This is a genomic window from Noviherbaspirillum malthae (assembly GCF_015352985.1).
In the GTDB taxonomy this organism is placed as follows: Bacteria; Pseudomonadota; Gammaproteobacteria; order Burkholderiales; family Burkholderiaceae_D; genus Noviherbaspirillum; species Noviherbaspirillum malthae.
On the sequence record NZ_JACYXF010000008.1, the window covers coordinates 160354 to 174697 of the forward strand.

Here is a 14344-nt window from a genome sequence, read left to right on the forward strand (position 1 = left end):
GTTATTCCGAGACGAGCAGGGCGGCTTGCTGCCCGCTTCGTACTGCCGATTCCAGCGTGGCCGGATAGTCGCCGGCCGTGTAGTCTCCTGCAAGCGCCAGGCCCGCCACGCCGGTGTCGTTCGACGGCCGCTGCAGGCCGGGCGTGCAGGCAAAGGTCGCCCGTTTTTCGGAAATGACCTTGCTCCACAGCGGCGTTGCCAGTTCTTGTAGCCGGAAAACCCCAGCCAGCTGCGCGGCGACCGCGGCAGACAGTGCTTCATGTCCGCCTGCGATGGCTTCGCTCGAGGCACTGACCACGACCGCGAGCAATCCTGCCTGCTCGGCATCGAGATGCCCCCGGTCGAAGACGAACTGGCCCCAATGCCCCTTGCCGCCATCGTCGACCAGGGCAAGAAGCGGATGCGCCAGCCGAAGCTGCGGCGGGTATTGCAGGAAGCAGGTCGTGATGGGTTCGTAAGCAAACGACGACAGCATTGCCGTGTCGGCATGGCCGGCAAGCAGGCTGGCCGCCTGCCATGCCGAGGTGGCGACGATAACGGCATCATAGTGAGGATCGTCCGCCGTTTGCGGCTCGCCCGTTTCAAGCTGCCATCCGCTGCCCGAGGCAATGATGCGCCTGACGGACATGCCGCATTGCACGCTGCCTGCATGCCGTTCAATGTATGCAGCTGCGCGGGAGGGAAACAGCGCCGACAGGTCGACGCGCGGTATCAGCATGTCGGATGCGGAACGCTTCGCCCCAAGACTGTCGCGCAATACGTTCAGGAATACCTGTGCGGAAGCACGCTCGGGCGGGGTGTTCAGGGCGGCGATGCACAAGGGACTCCACATCAGCCGCACCAGGCGAGGTGTCTGGTCGAAGCGTTCCAGCAGTTCGCTGACGCTGCAGTCACTGTTGAGCCGCCAGTCCATCCAGCGCGCCGTGGTGGAAAAGCGCGCGAGCGCAAGCTTGTCCTCGCGCTGCAGTCCTTTCGCACGCACCAGTCCGGCCAGCATATGCCAGGGCGCGGGCAGTCGCGGAGTGACGAAGTCCATGCCGCCGCTGCCGGGCGGATAACGCATTTGCAGAGGCAGGCGCAGCAAGACATCGGATGCGGCAAGCCCGACGATGTCAAGCAGGCGCAGCGACTCGGCATAGGCGCCGAGCAGGATATGCTGGCCGTTATCGAGCTTGCAGCCGTTGAGTTCGACCATGCGCGCGCGGCCGCCGAGGTTTTTCGCCGCCTCGAACAGCGACACCGAAATCCCGTGCCGCGCCAGTTCGACCGCCGCAGCGCATCCCGCCCAGCCTCCGCCGATGACCGCAATGCGTTTCATCAGGCGCGGATATAGGTTTTCCAGGCAAGCCAGAGCTTGCGGATCGGCGTCAGCGAAATCTTCTGGTTCAGCACATGGAAACGGTCGCGCTCGACTTCATCGAGCAGCGTGCGGTAGATGGCGGCCATGATCAGGCCCGGGCGCTGCGCGCGCCTGTCGGCAGCAGGGAGCAGGGCGAAGGCTTCCGCATAGGCGGTCTTGGCTCGCTCGGCCTGGAACGCCATCAGCTTTTCGAAATTCTCGCTGTGCCGCGCATTCAGGATATCGGCGGCGGTCACATTGAATTGCTGAAGTTCATTGACGGGCAGATAGATGCGGCCCTTGCGTGCATCCTCTCCGACATCGCGGATGATGTTGGTCAGCTGAAAGGCGAGGCCAAGCTTTTCGGCATATTGCAGCGTCTGCGGCTGGGTCGCGCCGAAAATGCTGGCGGAAAGTATGCCAACCACGCTTGCTACATGCCAGCAATAGCGTTTCAGACCGGGATAGTCCAGGTAACGGGTCTGGTCGAGATCCATTTCCATGCCGTCGATGATGGCCAGCAAATGCTTGGGATCGAGCGAATACGTTGCCATGTGCGGCTGAAGCGCCTTCATTACGGGATGGCTGGGCGTTCCCTTCAGCATCGCCTGCACTTCCTGGCGCCACCATTGCAGCTTGTTTCTTGCGACGCTGGCATCGGTGGCGTCGTCCACGGTGTCGTCGACTTCGCGGCAGAATGCATAGAGCGCGGTGATCGCGCGGCGGCGTTCCGCCGGCAGGAAGAGAAAGCTATAGTAAAAGCTGGAGCCGCTTTGTACGGCTTTTTGTTGGCAGTATTCGTCGGGCGACATGAACTCGGGGAACTGATCGAAAGCCGCTATGCTAGCCGACATGCGCCATGCGCGACAAACGTATTTTCATGCCGGCGGCTTTCCACAGCATGGCGAGCCAGTCGGCCGGCCCCAGTTGCGGCCGGCGGCGAAATACATCGTAATCACCGGCCTCGATGCGGTCGAGGATGCGCAGCCCGCCCTGAACGATGAGCCGCAGTTCCCAGCCGATGCGGCCCGGCAAGCGAAAGGCCAGCGGCGCGCCGGAGAGCATCATGCCGCGTGCGCGCTTGACCTGAAAAGCCATGAGCGCACGCCATGCACCGTCTGCATTGGCTTGGGCGATATGGTCTTCCGACACCTTGAATTGCCGCATGTCTTCCAGCGGCAGGTAGATGCGCTGTTTATCCCAGTCAATCGCCACATCCTGCAGGAAATTGATCAGCTGAAGCGAAGAGCAGATGGCATCCGAGTCGCGCAGGTTGGCCGGGTCGGCCGCGTCATAGAGATGGAGCATCAGCGTTCCGACCGGGTTGGCGGAGCGGCGGCAGTAGTCGAGCAGGCTGTCGAAGTTGGCATAGCGGCAGGTGGTGACATCCTGCTTGAATGCCGAAAGCAAATCATGAAAGGGCGCAAGCGGCAGGCGGTAATCGGCAACGACCTTGGCCAGCGACTGGAACAGCGGCTGCGCCGGAGGCTTGCCGAGCGCAATGCCGTGCAAGGCCTCGTCATAGGCATCCAGGCCGGCAAGCCGCTCCGAAGCGGGGGCATCTCCTTCATCCGCCAGATCGTCCGCACTGCGGGCAAACGCATAAATGGATTCGACCGCCGGGCGCAGCCTAGCCGGCAAGAGCACGGAGGCGACAGGAAAATTCTCGTAATGGTCAACAGGCATGGATTACACGGATCACTAACTGACTAAAAAGTCATATGCAAACGAAAACGAGCTGCTTATAATTACTAACCGCCTGGTCATTAATAAAAATGCTGGAAAGATATTGCAAGCCAGGCAATTCAGCCCTGAATAGTAAAGGAAATCACCGTGGTCGCTTCGATAAAACCCTTCGGCTCTGCACGATTTTTCAGGCAAAAGCTCGCCATTCTGGCATGCAGCGGCATCGTCCTGCTCGGCGGCTGTGCCAAGCAGGTGGAAAAAACCGAGGACATTCGTCCGGTAAGGGTGATGAAGCTGGAGTCGGGCAATATCGATTCGGTGGCCGAATTTCCGGGAGAAGTGCGGGCGCGCTATGAATCGCGCCTAGGCTTCCGGGTCGGCGGAAAGATTGTGGCCCGCAAGGTGGAAGTGGGTTCAACCGTCAAGCGCGGCCAGGTATTGATGCAGCTCGATCCCCAGGACCTGCAGCTGGCGCAGGCCCAGGCCAATGCCGGCCTGAAGGCCGCCGAAAGCAACCGGGACCTCGCCAGGGCCGAGCTGAAACGCTATCAGGACCTGCGGGAACGGAATTTCGTCAGCCAGGCGGTGCTCGACAGCAAGGAAACCGCCTATAAGGCCGCACAGGCCAGCTATGACCAGGCCGTCGCCGCTTACCGCAACCAGTCGAATCAGGCCGGCTATGCCGTGCTCCAGGCCGATGTGGATGGCGTAGTCACCAGCATCGATGCGGAAGCCGGGCAGGTGGTGTCGGCCGGTACGCCGGTGGTCCGCCTCGCCCAGACCGGCGAGCGGGAGATCATCATCGGCATTCCCGAAGACAAGGTCGACGATCTGCGCAGCGTATCCGATGTACGCGTGCGGACCTGGGCCGATCCGGAGCGCACGATTCCCGGGAAAATCCGCGAAATTTCCCCGGTTGCCGATCCGGCGACCCGCACCTATACCGCCAAGATATCCATTCCGTCGTCAGCCGAAAACGTCAAGCTTGGCATGACGGCTTATGTGGCATTTGCAGCCAAATCCGCAAACGCGGCGATGCGCCTGCCGCTGACCGCGCTGTTCCAGGATAAATCCAATACCGCGGTCTGGGTCGTGGAAAACGGAGCGGTCAAGCTGGTACCGGTGCAGGTCGCGGGCACTGCCGGCAACGACATCCTGGTGTCCGGAGGGGTCGCTCCCGGACAGACGATCGTGACGGCAGGCGTGAATCTGCTCAAACCGGGACAGAAAGTGAAGATTCTCGGCGAGGAAGTGGCCATGAATGAGTCGGCACGTCCCGCACCGGCCACGCGCACATCCAATGACGCCGCCGGAGCCGCCAAATGAAAGGCGGATTCAATCTCTCGCGCTGGGCGCTGGAACACATCCCGCTCACGCGATATCTGATCGTCGCCCTGCTGATCGGCGGCATCCTGAGCTACGGCCGCCTCGGTCAGGACGAGGATCCTCCTTTCACCTTCCGCGCCATGGTCGTGCGCGCGATCTGGCCCGGCGCCACCTCGCTGCAGATGGCCGAGCAGGTCACCGACAAGCTGGAAAAGAAGCTGCAGGAGACGCCCTACATCGACAAGATCCGCAGCTATTCCAAGCCGGGCGAAACCCTGATCATTCTTCAGCTGCGCGAATCCACGCCGCCCAAGGACGTGCCGAGCGCCTGGTACCAGGTGAGGAAAAAGATAGGCGATATCCGCAATACCTTGCCCAGCGGCGTCCTGGGACCGTTCTTCAATGACGAGTTCGGCGATACCTACGGATCGATCTTTGCGATTTCCGCCGACGGCTTCAACTATGCCGAAATGAAGGACTATGCCGATTTCGTGCGGCAGCAGTTCCTGAAGGTGCCGTCGGTATCGAAGGTGGAATTGTTCGGGGTGCAGGATGAAAAGATCAACATCGAGTTCTCGCACAAGAAATTCGCCCAGCTCGGCATCGGCTTCGACTCCATCGTCAACCAGATCAATGCCCAGAATGCGGTCGAGGCGACCGGCGTACTGGTGACGCCGACGGACAACCTGCAGGTGCGGGTAACGGGCGCGATGGCCTCGGCGAAGGACCTGGAGAATCTCGAACTGCGCGCCAACGGCACGACGTTCCGCCTGGGCGATTTCGCGACCGTACGGCGTGAATACAAGGACCCACCGCAGGACAAGATGCGCTTCAACGGCAAGGAAGTCATCGGGCTCGGCATTTCCATGGAGCGGGGCGGTGACATCATCGCGCTGGGACGCAACCTCGAAGCGACCGTGGATGAGCTCAAGGGCAAGCTGCCGGTCGGGATCGAACTGCAGCGGGTGTCGGATCAGCCCAAGGCGGTGTCTTCATCCGTCAATGAATTCCTTCACACGCTGGCGGAGGCGGTGCTCATCGTGCTCGCGGTCAGCTTCGTCGCGCTGGGCCTGCATACGAAGCCGCTGCGCCTCGATGTGCGCCCCGGACTGGTCGTTGCGCTGACCATTCCGCTGGTGCTGGCAGTGACCTTTCTCTTCATGCGCATCTTCAGCATCGATCTTCACAAGATTTCGCTGGGGGCGCTCATCATTGCGCTCGGCCTGCTGGTGGATGACGCCATCATTGCCGTGGAAATGATGGTGCGGAAGATGGAAGAGGGCTTGTCGCGCTTCGATGCGGCCACCTTCGCCTATACATCGACCGCGATGCCGATGCTGACTGGCACGCTGATCACTGCGGCGGGCTTCCTGCCCATCGGCCTGGCGAAATCCGCGGCCGGCGAATATACCTTCTCGATGTTCTCCGTCAACGCGCTGGCACTGATCATCTCCTGGTTCGTCGCCGTGCTGTTCACGCCATACATCGGGTACATCCTGCTCAAGGTCAAGCCTTCCACGCATGCGGACGGTCAGCATGAACTGTTCGACAGCCCGTTCTATTCACGCTTCCGGCGTGTCGTGAACTGGTGCGTGGAGTGGCGCAAGACCACGATCCTGCTGACGCTGGGCGTATTCGTGCTGGGCGTGGTCGGATTCCGCTTCATCGAACAGCAGTTCTTCCCCGACTCCAGCCGTCCCGAACTGATGGTCGAAATGTGGCTGCCCGAAGGCAGTTCGTTCAAGGCCACCGAAGCGCAGGCGAAGAAGTTCGAGGCCTTCATCGGCAAGCAGGATGGCGTGGAAAGCGTCACGACCTACGTCGGCACGGGAAGCCCGCGCTTCTACCTGCCGCTGGACCAGATCTTCCCGCAGACGAACGTGTCGCAGATCGTCGTGCTGGCCAAGGACCTGAAATCCAGGGAAGCGCTGCGCCTGAAGATCGCAAAGGTATTCGACAACGATTTTCCGGGTGTGCGCGGTCGCGTCAAGCTCCTGCCCAACGGTCCGCCGGTTCCCTATCCGGTGCAGTTCCGCGTGACCGGTTACGAGGTCGACAAGGTGAGGGCGATTGCGGACCAGGTCAAGGAAGTCATGCGCGCCAATCCCAATGCGGTGGGCGTCAACGACAACTGGAACGAGTCGGTCAAGGTGGTCCGCCTCGATGTCGACCAGGACAAGCTGCGTGCCCTGGGCATCAGTTCGCAAAGCTTGATGCGCGCAGCCAATACGATCCTGACAGGCACGACGGTCGGCCAGTACCGCGAGGACAACAAGCTGATCGACATCGTCGTGCGCCAGCCGGTGGAGGAACGTTCGACGATCACCGCCCTGCAGCAGGCCAACCTGCAGTCGGCCAGCGGGCGTGCCATTCCGCTGGCGCAGGTCGCGCGCGTGAGCTTCGTATGGGAGCCGGGCGTCGTATGGCGGGAGGGCAGGGAATGGGCCATCACGGTGCAGTCCGACGTAGTCGACGGCATCCAGGGACCGACCGTCTCGAGCCAGATCAGCCCCGCGCTCGACAAGCTGCGCGCCACGCTGCCGGCCGGTTACCGGATCGAACTGGCCGGAGCGGCTGCAGACAGCGGCAAGGCCCAGGAGTCGATCGCAGCCAATGTGCCGCTGGTGATCTTCATCATCTTCACCTTGCTCATGCTGCAACTGCATAGCTTTTCACGCGCCTTGCTGGTGTTCCTGACCGGACCGCTCGGCGTGGCTGGCGCAGCCATGGCCTTGCTCCTGCTGCAACGTCCGTTCGGTTTCGTCGCACAGCTCGGCGTCATTGCCCTGTTCGGCATGATCATCCGCAATTCCGTCATCCTGGTCGATCAGATCGAACACGATATCGGGCAAGGCGCGGCACCGTGGAATGCCATCGTGGAATCGGCAGTCCGCCGTTTCCGGCCGATCATTCTGACGGCGGCAGCGGCGGTGCTCGCGATGATTCCCCTGTCGCGTTCGGTCTTCTGGGGACCGATGGCCGTGGCAATCATGGGTGGGCTGATCATTGCTACCGCGTTGACCCTGCTGTTCCTGCCGGCGCTGTATGCAACATGGTTCAGAGTCAAAAAACCGGAGCCGGAAGTGGCGGTTATTCCATGAAACCAGGATGGCTATTCACCGCCGGCCCGATTCCGCGTAATGAAAAATCGGGACAGGACGGGAAAAAATCCAGTAAAATGCGCGGTTGAAGTTGAAGAGCTACTAACAAGGCATTCTGGGGGCGACCGGATTCACTTCATGGTCGCCCTCTGCTTTTCTGCAATTCAACGCCGGTATCAAAGCACAGAGCACATTCCCGCGAGGATGGCGAAATTGGTAGACGCACCAGGTTTAGGTCCTGACGCCAGCAATGGTGTGGGGGTTCGAGTCCCCCTCCTCGCACCACAGCATATTTCATTTTTTGGACGATTCACATGGCAACTGCAGTCGAAACCCTGGAAAAACTCGAGCGCCGCATCACCATTACTCTGCCGCTGGCAGACGTACAGGCGGAAGTGGAGAAACGCCTGAAAATTCGTGCGCGTACCGCAAAGGCACCAGGGTTCCGTCCCGGCAAAGTGCCCATGAAAATGGTCGCGCAGCAGTTCGGCTTTCAGGTCGAGACTGAAGTCCTGAACGACAAGGTCGGCCGCGCATTCAGCGAGGCGGCCAGTGAAAACAACCTGCGCGTCGCAGGTTATCCGAAGATCGAACCGAAATCGGGCGAAGGCATTGCCGAAGGCACCGTGGCATTCGATGCGACTTTCGAGGTTTATCCGGAAGTGAAGGTCGGCGAACTGGCCGACGTCGATGTCGAGAAGGTCAAGAGCGAAGTCACCGACGCCGAAATCGACAAGACCATCGACATCCTGCGCAAGCAGCGCGTTCATTATCACGTCAAGGGCGAGCAGGGCGCGCACGGAGACGGCGGCGCCGACCAGTCCGCACAGAGCGGCGATCGCGTCACTCTGGATTTCGTCGGCAAGATCGACGGCGTCGAGTTCCAGGGCGGCAAGGCGGAAGACTTCCCGTTCGTGCTGGGCGAAGGCCGCATGCTGCCCGAGTTCGAAGCTGCCGCAACCGGCCTGAAGGTCGGCGAATCCAAGACCTTCCCGCTGTCCTTCCCCGAGGATTATCATGGCAAGGACGTGGCTGGAAAGACAGCCGAGTTCACCATCACCATCAAGAAGATCGAATGGGCCCACATGCCTGAAGTCGATGCCGAATTCGCGAAATCGCTGGGCATCGAAGACGGCGACCTGAGCAAGATGCGCGAGGACATCAAGGTCAACCTCGAGCGCGAAGTCAACGGCCGCGTCAAGGCGCGTACCAAGGACAGCGTCATGGATGCGCTGATCAAGGTTTCCGAGCTGGACGTTCCCAAGGCGCTGATCGACCAGGACGTCGAGCGCCTGATGGAAATGGCCCGTCAGGACATGGCTCAGCGCGGCATGAACGTCAAGGACATGCCGTTCCCGCCGGAACTGTTCACCGCCCAGGCAGAGCGCCGCGTGCGCCTCGGTCTGATCCTGGCCGAAGTCGTAAAGGCCAACAAGCTTGAAGCGACACAAGACCAGGTCAAGGCACAAGTGGAAGAATTCGCACAGAGCTACGAAGATCCGCAGCAGGTTCTCAAGTTCTATTACAGCGATCGTCGTCGCCTTGCCGAAGTCGAAGCTCTTGTATTGGAAGAAAACGTCGTTAACTATGTACTCGGTAAGGCGAAGGTGACCGAGAAGGTCGTCCCCTTCGACGAGTTGATGGGCAACAACGCACAGGGCTAAGACCCGCCCTTGCGCACTCCAAAAGGAAAGCACATGTCTGGCATGATTAGAAACTCGGCACTTGATACGGAAATGCTCGGTATGGTGCCGATGGTGATTGAACAAAGCGGCCGAGGCGAGCGCGCGTACGATATCTATTCGCGCCTGCTGAAAGAACGCGTGATTTTCATGGTGGGGCCGGTCAATGACCAGATGGCCAACCTGATCGTCGCGCAGCTGCTGTTCCTGGAAAGTGAAAATCCTGACAAGGATATTTCCCTTTATATCAATTCGCCCGGCGGTTCGGTATCGGCCGGCATGGCGATTTTCGACACGATGCAGTTCATCAAGCCCGACGTCTCGACGCTGTGCACGGGCCTCGCCGCCTCGATGGGTGCATTCCTTCTGGCTGCCGGTGCCAAGGGCAAACGCTTCTCTCTGCCGAATTCCCGTATCATGATTCACCAGCCCTTGGGCGGCGCCCAAGGTCAGGCCAGCGATATCGAGATTCAGGCACGCGAGATTCTTTACCTGCGTGAACGGCTCAATTCCATCCTGGCTGAAAAAACCGGCCGCCCCGTGGAACAAATCGCCAAGGATACAGACAGAGATAATTTCATGTCTGCTGCGCAAGCGGCTGATTATGGTTTGATTGACAAGGTGCTGACCAGCCGCGTCTAAGTCGACCGTCCAAGCGAAAGAACGCCCGGACGTCTCGCGTTCGGGCGTTTTGCATTTATGACGACGAATTCAGTGTCAATCCTCAATTTCTTGAGCGGCGTCGTGACGAATACTGAATTCGCAGGTAATATCGGATCAATCTCCACCCACACATTGCTCTATGTCTGACAAAAAATCCTCCAGCGGCGAAAAATTGCTTTACTGCTCGTTCTGCGGTAAGAGCCAACACGAGGTGAAGAAACTAATTGCAGGTCCGTCCGTATTCATCTGTGATGAATGCATTGACTTGTGCAATGACATTATCCGCGACGAGGCTTCGAGCATCGAGTCGGTCGCCGGCCCGAAGTCCGACCTCCCGACTCCGCAGGAGATATTTGAACTGCTAGGCCAGTACGTGATCGGTCAGGAAACCGCCAAGCGTATCCTCTCCGTGGCCGTGTACAACCATTACAAGCGCCTGAAGCATCTCGGCAAGAAAGATGATGTCGAGCTCGCCAAGAGCAATATTCTTCTGGTCGGTCCGACCGGTTCGGGCAAGACGCTGCTGGCCCAGACGCTTGCGCGCATGCTGAACGTTCCTTTCGTGATTGCCGATGCAACCACGCTGACTGAAGCAGGCTATGTCGGCGAGGACGTCGAGAACATCATTCAAAAGCTTCTCCAGAACTGCAACTATGAAGTGGAGAAAGCCCAGAAGGGTATCGTGTACATTGACGAGATCGATAAGATTTCCCGCAAGTCGGATAATCCGTCGATCACCCGCGATGTCTCCGGCGAGGGCGTGCAGCAGGCGCTGCTGAAGCTTATCGAAGGCACGATGGCGTCGGTGCCGCCGCAGGGCGGTCGCAAGCATCCGAATCAGGATTTCGTGCAGATCGACACCACGAACATCATGTTCATTTGCGGCGGTGCGTTCGACGGCCTGGCAAAGATCATTTCCAACCGCTCCGAGAAGAGCGGAATCGGTTTCTCGGCCAGCGTGAAGAGCCAGACCGAACGGAATGCCAGCGAAGTGCTGCTCGATGCAGAGCCTGAAGATCTGATCAAGTTTGGTCTCATCCCCGAGCTCGTCGGCCGTCTGCCTGTCGTCGCCACGCTGAGTGAACTAAACGAGGAAGCCCTAATCCAAATATTGCTTGAACCCAAGAATGCGCTCATCAAGCAGTATGCGAAACTGCTGCAGATGGAAGGTGCGGAGCTGGAGGTTCGGCCGGCAGCACTGCATGCAATTGCCAGAAAGGCGCTCGACCGCAAGACTGGCGCACGCGGCTTGCGCTCCATCCTTGAACACGCGCTGCTGGAAGTGATGTTCGAACTTCCCAACCAGCAGAATGTGGCCAAGGTGGTGATCGACGAGAACACGATCGTCAATGGAGCCAAGCCCTTGCTGATTTACCACGAGCAGCCCAAGGTGTCGGGAGCGAAATAATTGCTCAGCACTTTGGCCAATATGGTTAAAAGCCCGTTTTTTCCTGGAAGCAGTACAATTTGACGTACAGGAATCACTTCAGGCTTCCAAAGCAAAGCCACCCGAGGGCGACTTCGTGTGTGGCTTTTTTTATTGCAAGGGTTTGACGAGAGCAATAGAACAAGTGATTTTTGTTTCTGCTTGGACTTGAGTTTTAGGTTGTTCGTGCCTACATCATTAACAGGCTCTTAAATAAGGTTCGCCATGACGACTTCTACAACATTAACTGAACACACCCAACTGCCGCTGTTGCCGTTGCGGGACGTTGTTGTCTTCCCGCATATGGTGATCCCGTTATTCGTCGGCCGTCCCAAGTCGATCAAGGCTCTCGAAGCGGCGATGGAGCAAGGCAAGAGCATCATGCTTGCCGCTCAAAAGGCTGCGGCCAAAGACGAACCCTCCGCCGACGATATCTATGAAATCGGCTGCGTCGCGAACATCCTGCAGATGCTGAAACTGCCCGACGGCACGGTCAAGGTGCTGGTCGAAGGCGCGCAGCGAGCCCGCATCCACAACATTACCGAGCTCGACACGCATTTCGTTGCGGAACTGACTCCGGTCGAGTCCGAGCCTGGCGATGAGTCCGAAGTCGAAGCCATGCGCCGCGCGATCGTTCAGCAGTTCGACCAGTACGTCAAACTCAACAAGAAGATTCCGCCGGAAATCCTCACTTCCCTGGCCGGCATTGATGACGCAGGCCGCCTTGCCGACACCATTGCGGCGCACCTGCCGCTCAAGCTCGAGCAGAAGCAAGTCATTCTCGAAATCTTCAACGTCGCGAAAAGGCATGAACACCTGCTTGGACAGCTTGAGGGCGAACTGGATATCCTCCAGGTCGAAAAGCGTATCCGCGGACGTGTGAAGCGTCAGATGGAGAAGTCCCAGCGCGAGTATTACCTGAACGAACAGGTCAAGGCCATTCAGAAGGAATTGGGCGAAGGTGAAGAGGGCGCCGATCTCGAAGAGCTCGAGAAGAAAATCATCGCCGCCAAGATGCCCAAGGAAGCTCGCGAGAAGGCACAGTCCGAGCTCAAGAAGCTCAAGCTGATGTCGCCGATGTCGGCAGAAGCTACCGTGGTGCGCAACTACATCGACACCATGCTCAGCCTGCCGTGGCGCAAGAAGTCCAAGGTGAACAACGACCTTGCAAATGCGGAACAGGTGCTCGAAGGCGAACACTACGGTCTTGAGAAGGTCAAGGAACGCATTCTCGAATATCTCGCCGTTCAGCAGCGTGTCGACAAGGTCAAGGCGCCTATCCTGTGCCTGGTAGGACCTCCTGGCGTTGGTAAGACTTCGCTCGGACAATCGATCGCACGTGCGACAAACCGCAAGTTCGTCCGTATGGCGCTCGGCGGCGTGCGCGATGAGGCCGAGATCCGCGGCCATCGCCGTACCTATATCGGCTCCATGCCTGGAAAGATTCTGCAGAGCCTGTCGAAAACGGGCGTTCGCAACCCATTGTTCCTGCTTGATGAAGTGGACAAGCTGGGCCAGGACTTCCGTGGCGATCCGTCGTCCGCACTTCTCGAAGTGCTGGATCCCGAGCAGAACCATACTTTCTCGGATCATTACATCGAAGTCGATTTCGACCTTTCCGATGTGATGTTCGTGGCGACATCAAACTCGCTCAACATTCCGCCGGCATTGCTGGATCGTATGGAAGTGATTCGTCTGTCGGGATATACCGAGGATGAAAAAACGAACATTGCGATGCGTTATCTGTTGCCGAAGCAGATCACGAACAATGGCCTCAAGGAAGACGAGATCAATGTGTCCGAATCTGCGATCCGCGACATCATTCGCTACTACACGCGTGAGGCCGGTGTCCGTTCGCTCGAGCGCGAAGTGTCGAAGATCTGCCGCAAGGTCGTGAAGATGCTGCTGCTGAAGAAGCAGGAACGCAAGATCATCGTCTCGTCCAAGAACCTGGACAAGTTCCTTGGTGTGCGCCGCTACGATTTCGGCATGGCCGAGAAGGAAAACCAGATCGGACAGGTTGTCGGTCTTGCATGGACGGAAGTCGGTGGCGATCTGCTCACCATCGAAGCGATGACCATGCCGGGCAAGGGCGATGTGATTCGCACCGGTACCTTGGGCGATGTCATGAAGGAATCGATCGAAGCTGCACGTACCGTTGTGCGCAGCCGCGCAAAACGGCTCGGCATCAAGAGCGAACTGTTCAACAAGAGCGATATTCACATTCACGTGCCGGAAGGCGCGACACCGAAGGACGGCCCGTCGGCAGGTATTGCCATGACGACGGCGCTGGTGTCGGTCCTGACCGGCATTCCGGTTCGCGCCGATGTGGCGATGACGGGTGAAATCACCTTGCGTGGTGAAGTGCTTCCGATCGGCGGCCTGAAGGAAAAGCTGCTGGCAGCGCATCGCGGCGGCATCAAGACCGCGCTGATTCCCGAACAGAACGTGAAGGATCTCGCTGACATTCCGGACAATGTGAAGAACAAGCTGGAAATCATTCCGGTGCGCTGGATCGACAAGGTCCTGGAAGTGGCGCTCGAGCGGCAGCCTGAAGCGCTGTCCGATGTCGATACGCCGGTTGATACTGCAGTTGCGCAAGCGACAGGGCAGGCTGACCCCAGCGTGGTGAAGCACTAAGCATGTCGCCGGTGCATGGCCGGCAGCTGGACTGAAAGCAGCAGGAAACGCGCTCTACGGAGCGCGTTTTTATTTGTCCCTGCGCTTTGTTTCAACGCAGGAAGAATCACAGCGCCACTTATCCATGCCCGCTTTTCATTGCAGACGAAGAGCGATCAAAATACTTCATCGAAGAAATTCAACCGAGGCTGCAGAAAATAGTGCGCAGGAATAAAAGATCCTATATAATCTCGACTTTCTCGACGTGGTGACAAACGTGTGAGAAGTTTGGCTGACTAAGAGTGGAACGGGTGCTTAGCTCAGTTGGTAGAGCGGCGCCCTTACAAGGCGTAGGTCGGGAGTTCGAGCCTCTCAGCACCCACCAAGCAGTCAAACATGCAGTAAATCAGGAGTGGTAGTTCAGTCGGTTAGAATACCGGCCTGTCACGCCGGGGGTCGCGGGTTCGAGTCCCGTCCACTCCGCCAGAAAACTGAAAAAAGG

The 14344-nt window shown here is 58.8% G+C and carries 9 protein-coding genes and 3 tRNA genes; 9 read left to right on the forward strand and 3 right to left on the reverse strand.

Annotated features, from left to right (window positions below; translation table 11 throughout):
* Position 1 precedes the first annotated feature (1 nt).
* From hpnE to hpnC, 3 genes are read right to left on the reverse strand one after another with little or no spacing between them, the layout of a single operon-like run.
* Positions 2 to 1318, reverse strand: a complete 1317-nt coding sequence (gene hpnE, locus IGW03_RS13745; protein WP_194723129.1) for a hydroxysqualene dehydroxylase HpnE — start codon at positions 1316 to 1318, stop codon at positions 2 to 4.
* Positions 1318 to 2151, reverse strand: coding sequence for a presqualene diphosphate synthase HpnD (gene hpnD / locus IGW03_RS13750; protein WP_194723167.1), 834 nt, complete (start codon positions 2149 to 2151; stop codon positions 1318 to 1320). The genes hpnE and hpnD overlap by 1 nt, the downstream gene beginning before the upstream one ends.
* A 31-nt stretch (positions 2152 to 2182) precedes the next feature.
* Positions 2183 to 3025, reverse strand: a complete 843-nt coding sequence (hpnC, locus tag IGW03_RS13755; protein WP_194723130.1) for a squalene synthase HpnC — start codon at positions 3023 to 3025, stop codon at positions 2183 to 2185.
* A gap of 147 nt (positions 3026 to 3172) precedes the next feature.
* On the opposite strand from hpnC, the gene IGW03_RS13760 reads away from it, so the two are divergent.
* From IGW03_RS13760 to IGW03_RS13800, 9 genes are all read left to right on the forward strand, one after another.
* On the forward strand, positions 3173 to 4351 hold the full coding sequence (locus IGW03_RS13760; protein ID WP_323744968.1) for an efflux RND transporter periplasmic adaptor subunit: 1179 nt from the start codon (positions 3173 to 3175) through the stop codon (positions 4349 to 4351).
* Positions 4348 to 7452: an efflux RND transporter permease subunit gene (locus tag IGW03_RS13765; RefSeq protein WP_194723131.1), complete on the forward strand. Its 3105-nt coding sequence runs from the start codon at positions 4348 to 4350 to the stop codon at positions 7450 to 7452. Before IGW03_RS13760 ends, IGW03_RS13765 begins: the two co-directional genes overlap by 4 nt.
* A gap of 198 nt (positions 7453 to 7650) precedes the next feature.
* Positions 7651 to 7737 (forward strand) — tRNA-Leu (locus tag IGW03_RS13770).
* 29 nt (positions 7738 to 7766) lie between these two features.
* Positions 7767 to 9116 carry a trigger factor gene (gene tig, locus IGW03_RS13775; RefSeq protein WP_194723132.1) on the forward strand — a complete coding sequence of 450 codons (1350 nt, stop codon included), beginning with the start codon at positions 7767 to 7769 and terminating at the stop codon, positions 9114 to 9116.
* Between the two features lie 33 nt (positions 9117 to 9149).
* Positions 9150 to 9776, forward strand: a complete 627-nt coding sequence (clpP, locus tag IGW03_RS13780; protein WP_323744969.1) for an ATP-dependent Clp endopeptidase proteolytic subunit ClpP — start codon at positions 9150 to 9152, stop codon at positions 9774 to 9776.
* Between the two features lie 160 nt (positions 9777 to 9936).
* Positions 9937 to 11205: an ATP-dependent Clp protease ATP-binding subunit ClpX gene (gene clpX, locus IGW03_RS13785; RefSeq protein ID WP_194723133.1), complete on the forward strand. Its 1269-nt coding sequence runs from the start codon at positions 9937 to 9939 to the stop codon at positions 11203 to 11205.
* Positions 11206 to 11448: 243 nt separating this feature from the next.
* Positions 11449 to 13863 carry an endopeptidase La gene (gene lon, locus IGW03_RS13790; protein WP_194723134.1) on the forward strand — a complete coding sequence of 805 codons (2415 nt, stop codon included), beginning with the start codon at positions 11449 to 11451 and terminating at the stop codon, positions 13861 to 13863.
* Positions 13864 to 14151: 288 nt separating this feature from the next.
* A tRNA-Val gene (locus IGW03_RS13795) sits at positions 14152 to 14227 on the forward strand.
* 24 nt (positions 14228 to 14251) lie between these two features.
* Positions 14252 to 14328 (forward strand) — tRNA-Asp (locus tag IGW03_RS13800).
* The last annotated feature ends 16 nt before the right edge of the window (positions 14329 to 14344 follow it).

Bases quoted from the DNA above. Each gene is read 5' to 3' on its own strand.
- hpnE (WP_194723129.1), bottom strand. From the start codon at position 1,318: ATGAAACGCATTGCGGTCATCGGCGGAGGCTGGGCGGGATGCGCTGCG.
- hpnD (WP_194723167.1), bottom strand. From the start codon at position 2,151: ATGTCGCCCGACGAATACTGCCAACAAAAAGCCGTACAAAGCGGCTCC.
- hpnC (WP_194723130.1), bottom strand. From the start codon at position 3,025: ATGCCTGTTGACCATTACGAGAATTTTCCTGTCGCCTCCGTGCTCTTG.
- IGW03_RS13765 (WP_194723131.1), top strand. From the start codon at position 4,348: ATGAAAGGCGGATTCAATCTCTCGCGCTGGGCGCTGGAACACATCCCG.
- tig (WP_194723132.1), top strand. From the start codon at position 7,767: ATGGCAACTGCAGTCGAAACCCTGGAAAAACTCGAGCGCCGCATCACC.
- clpP (WP_323744969.1), top strand. From the start codon at position 9,150: ATGTCTGGCATGATTAGAAACTCGGCACTTGATACGGAAATGCTCGGT.
- clpX (WP_194723133.1), top strand. From the start codon at position 9,937: ATGTCTGACAAAAAATCCTCCAGCGGCGAAAAATTGCTTTACTGCTCG.
- lon (WP_194723134.1), top strand. From the start codon at position 11,449: ATGACGACTTCTACAACATTAACTGAACACACCCAACTGCCGCTGTTG.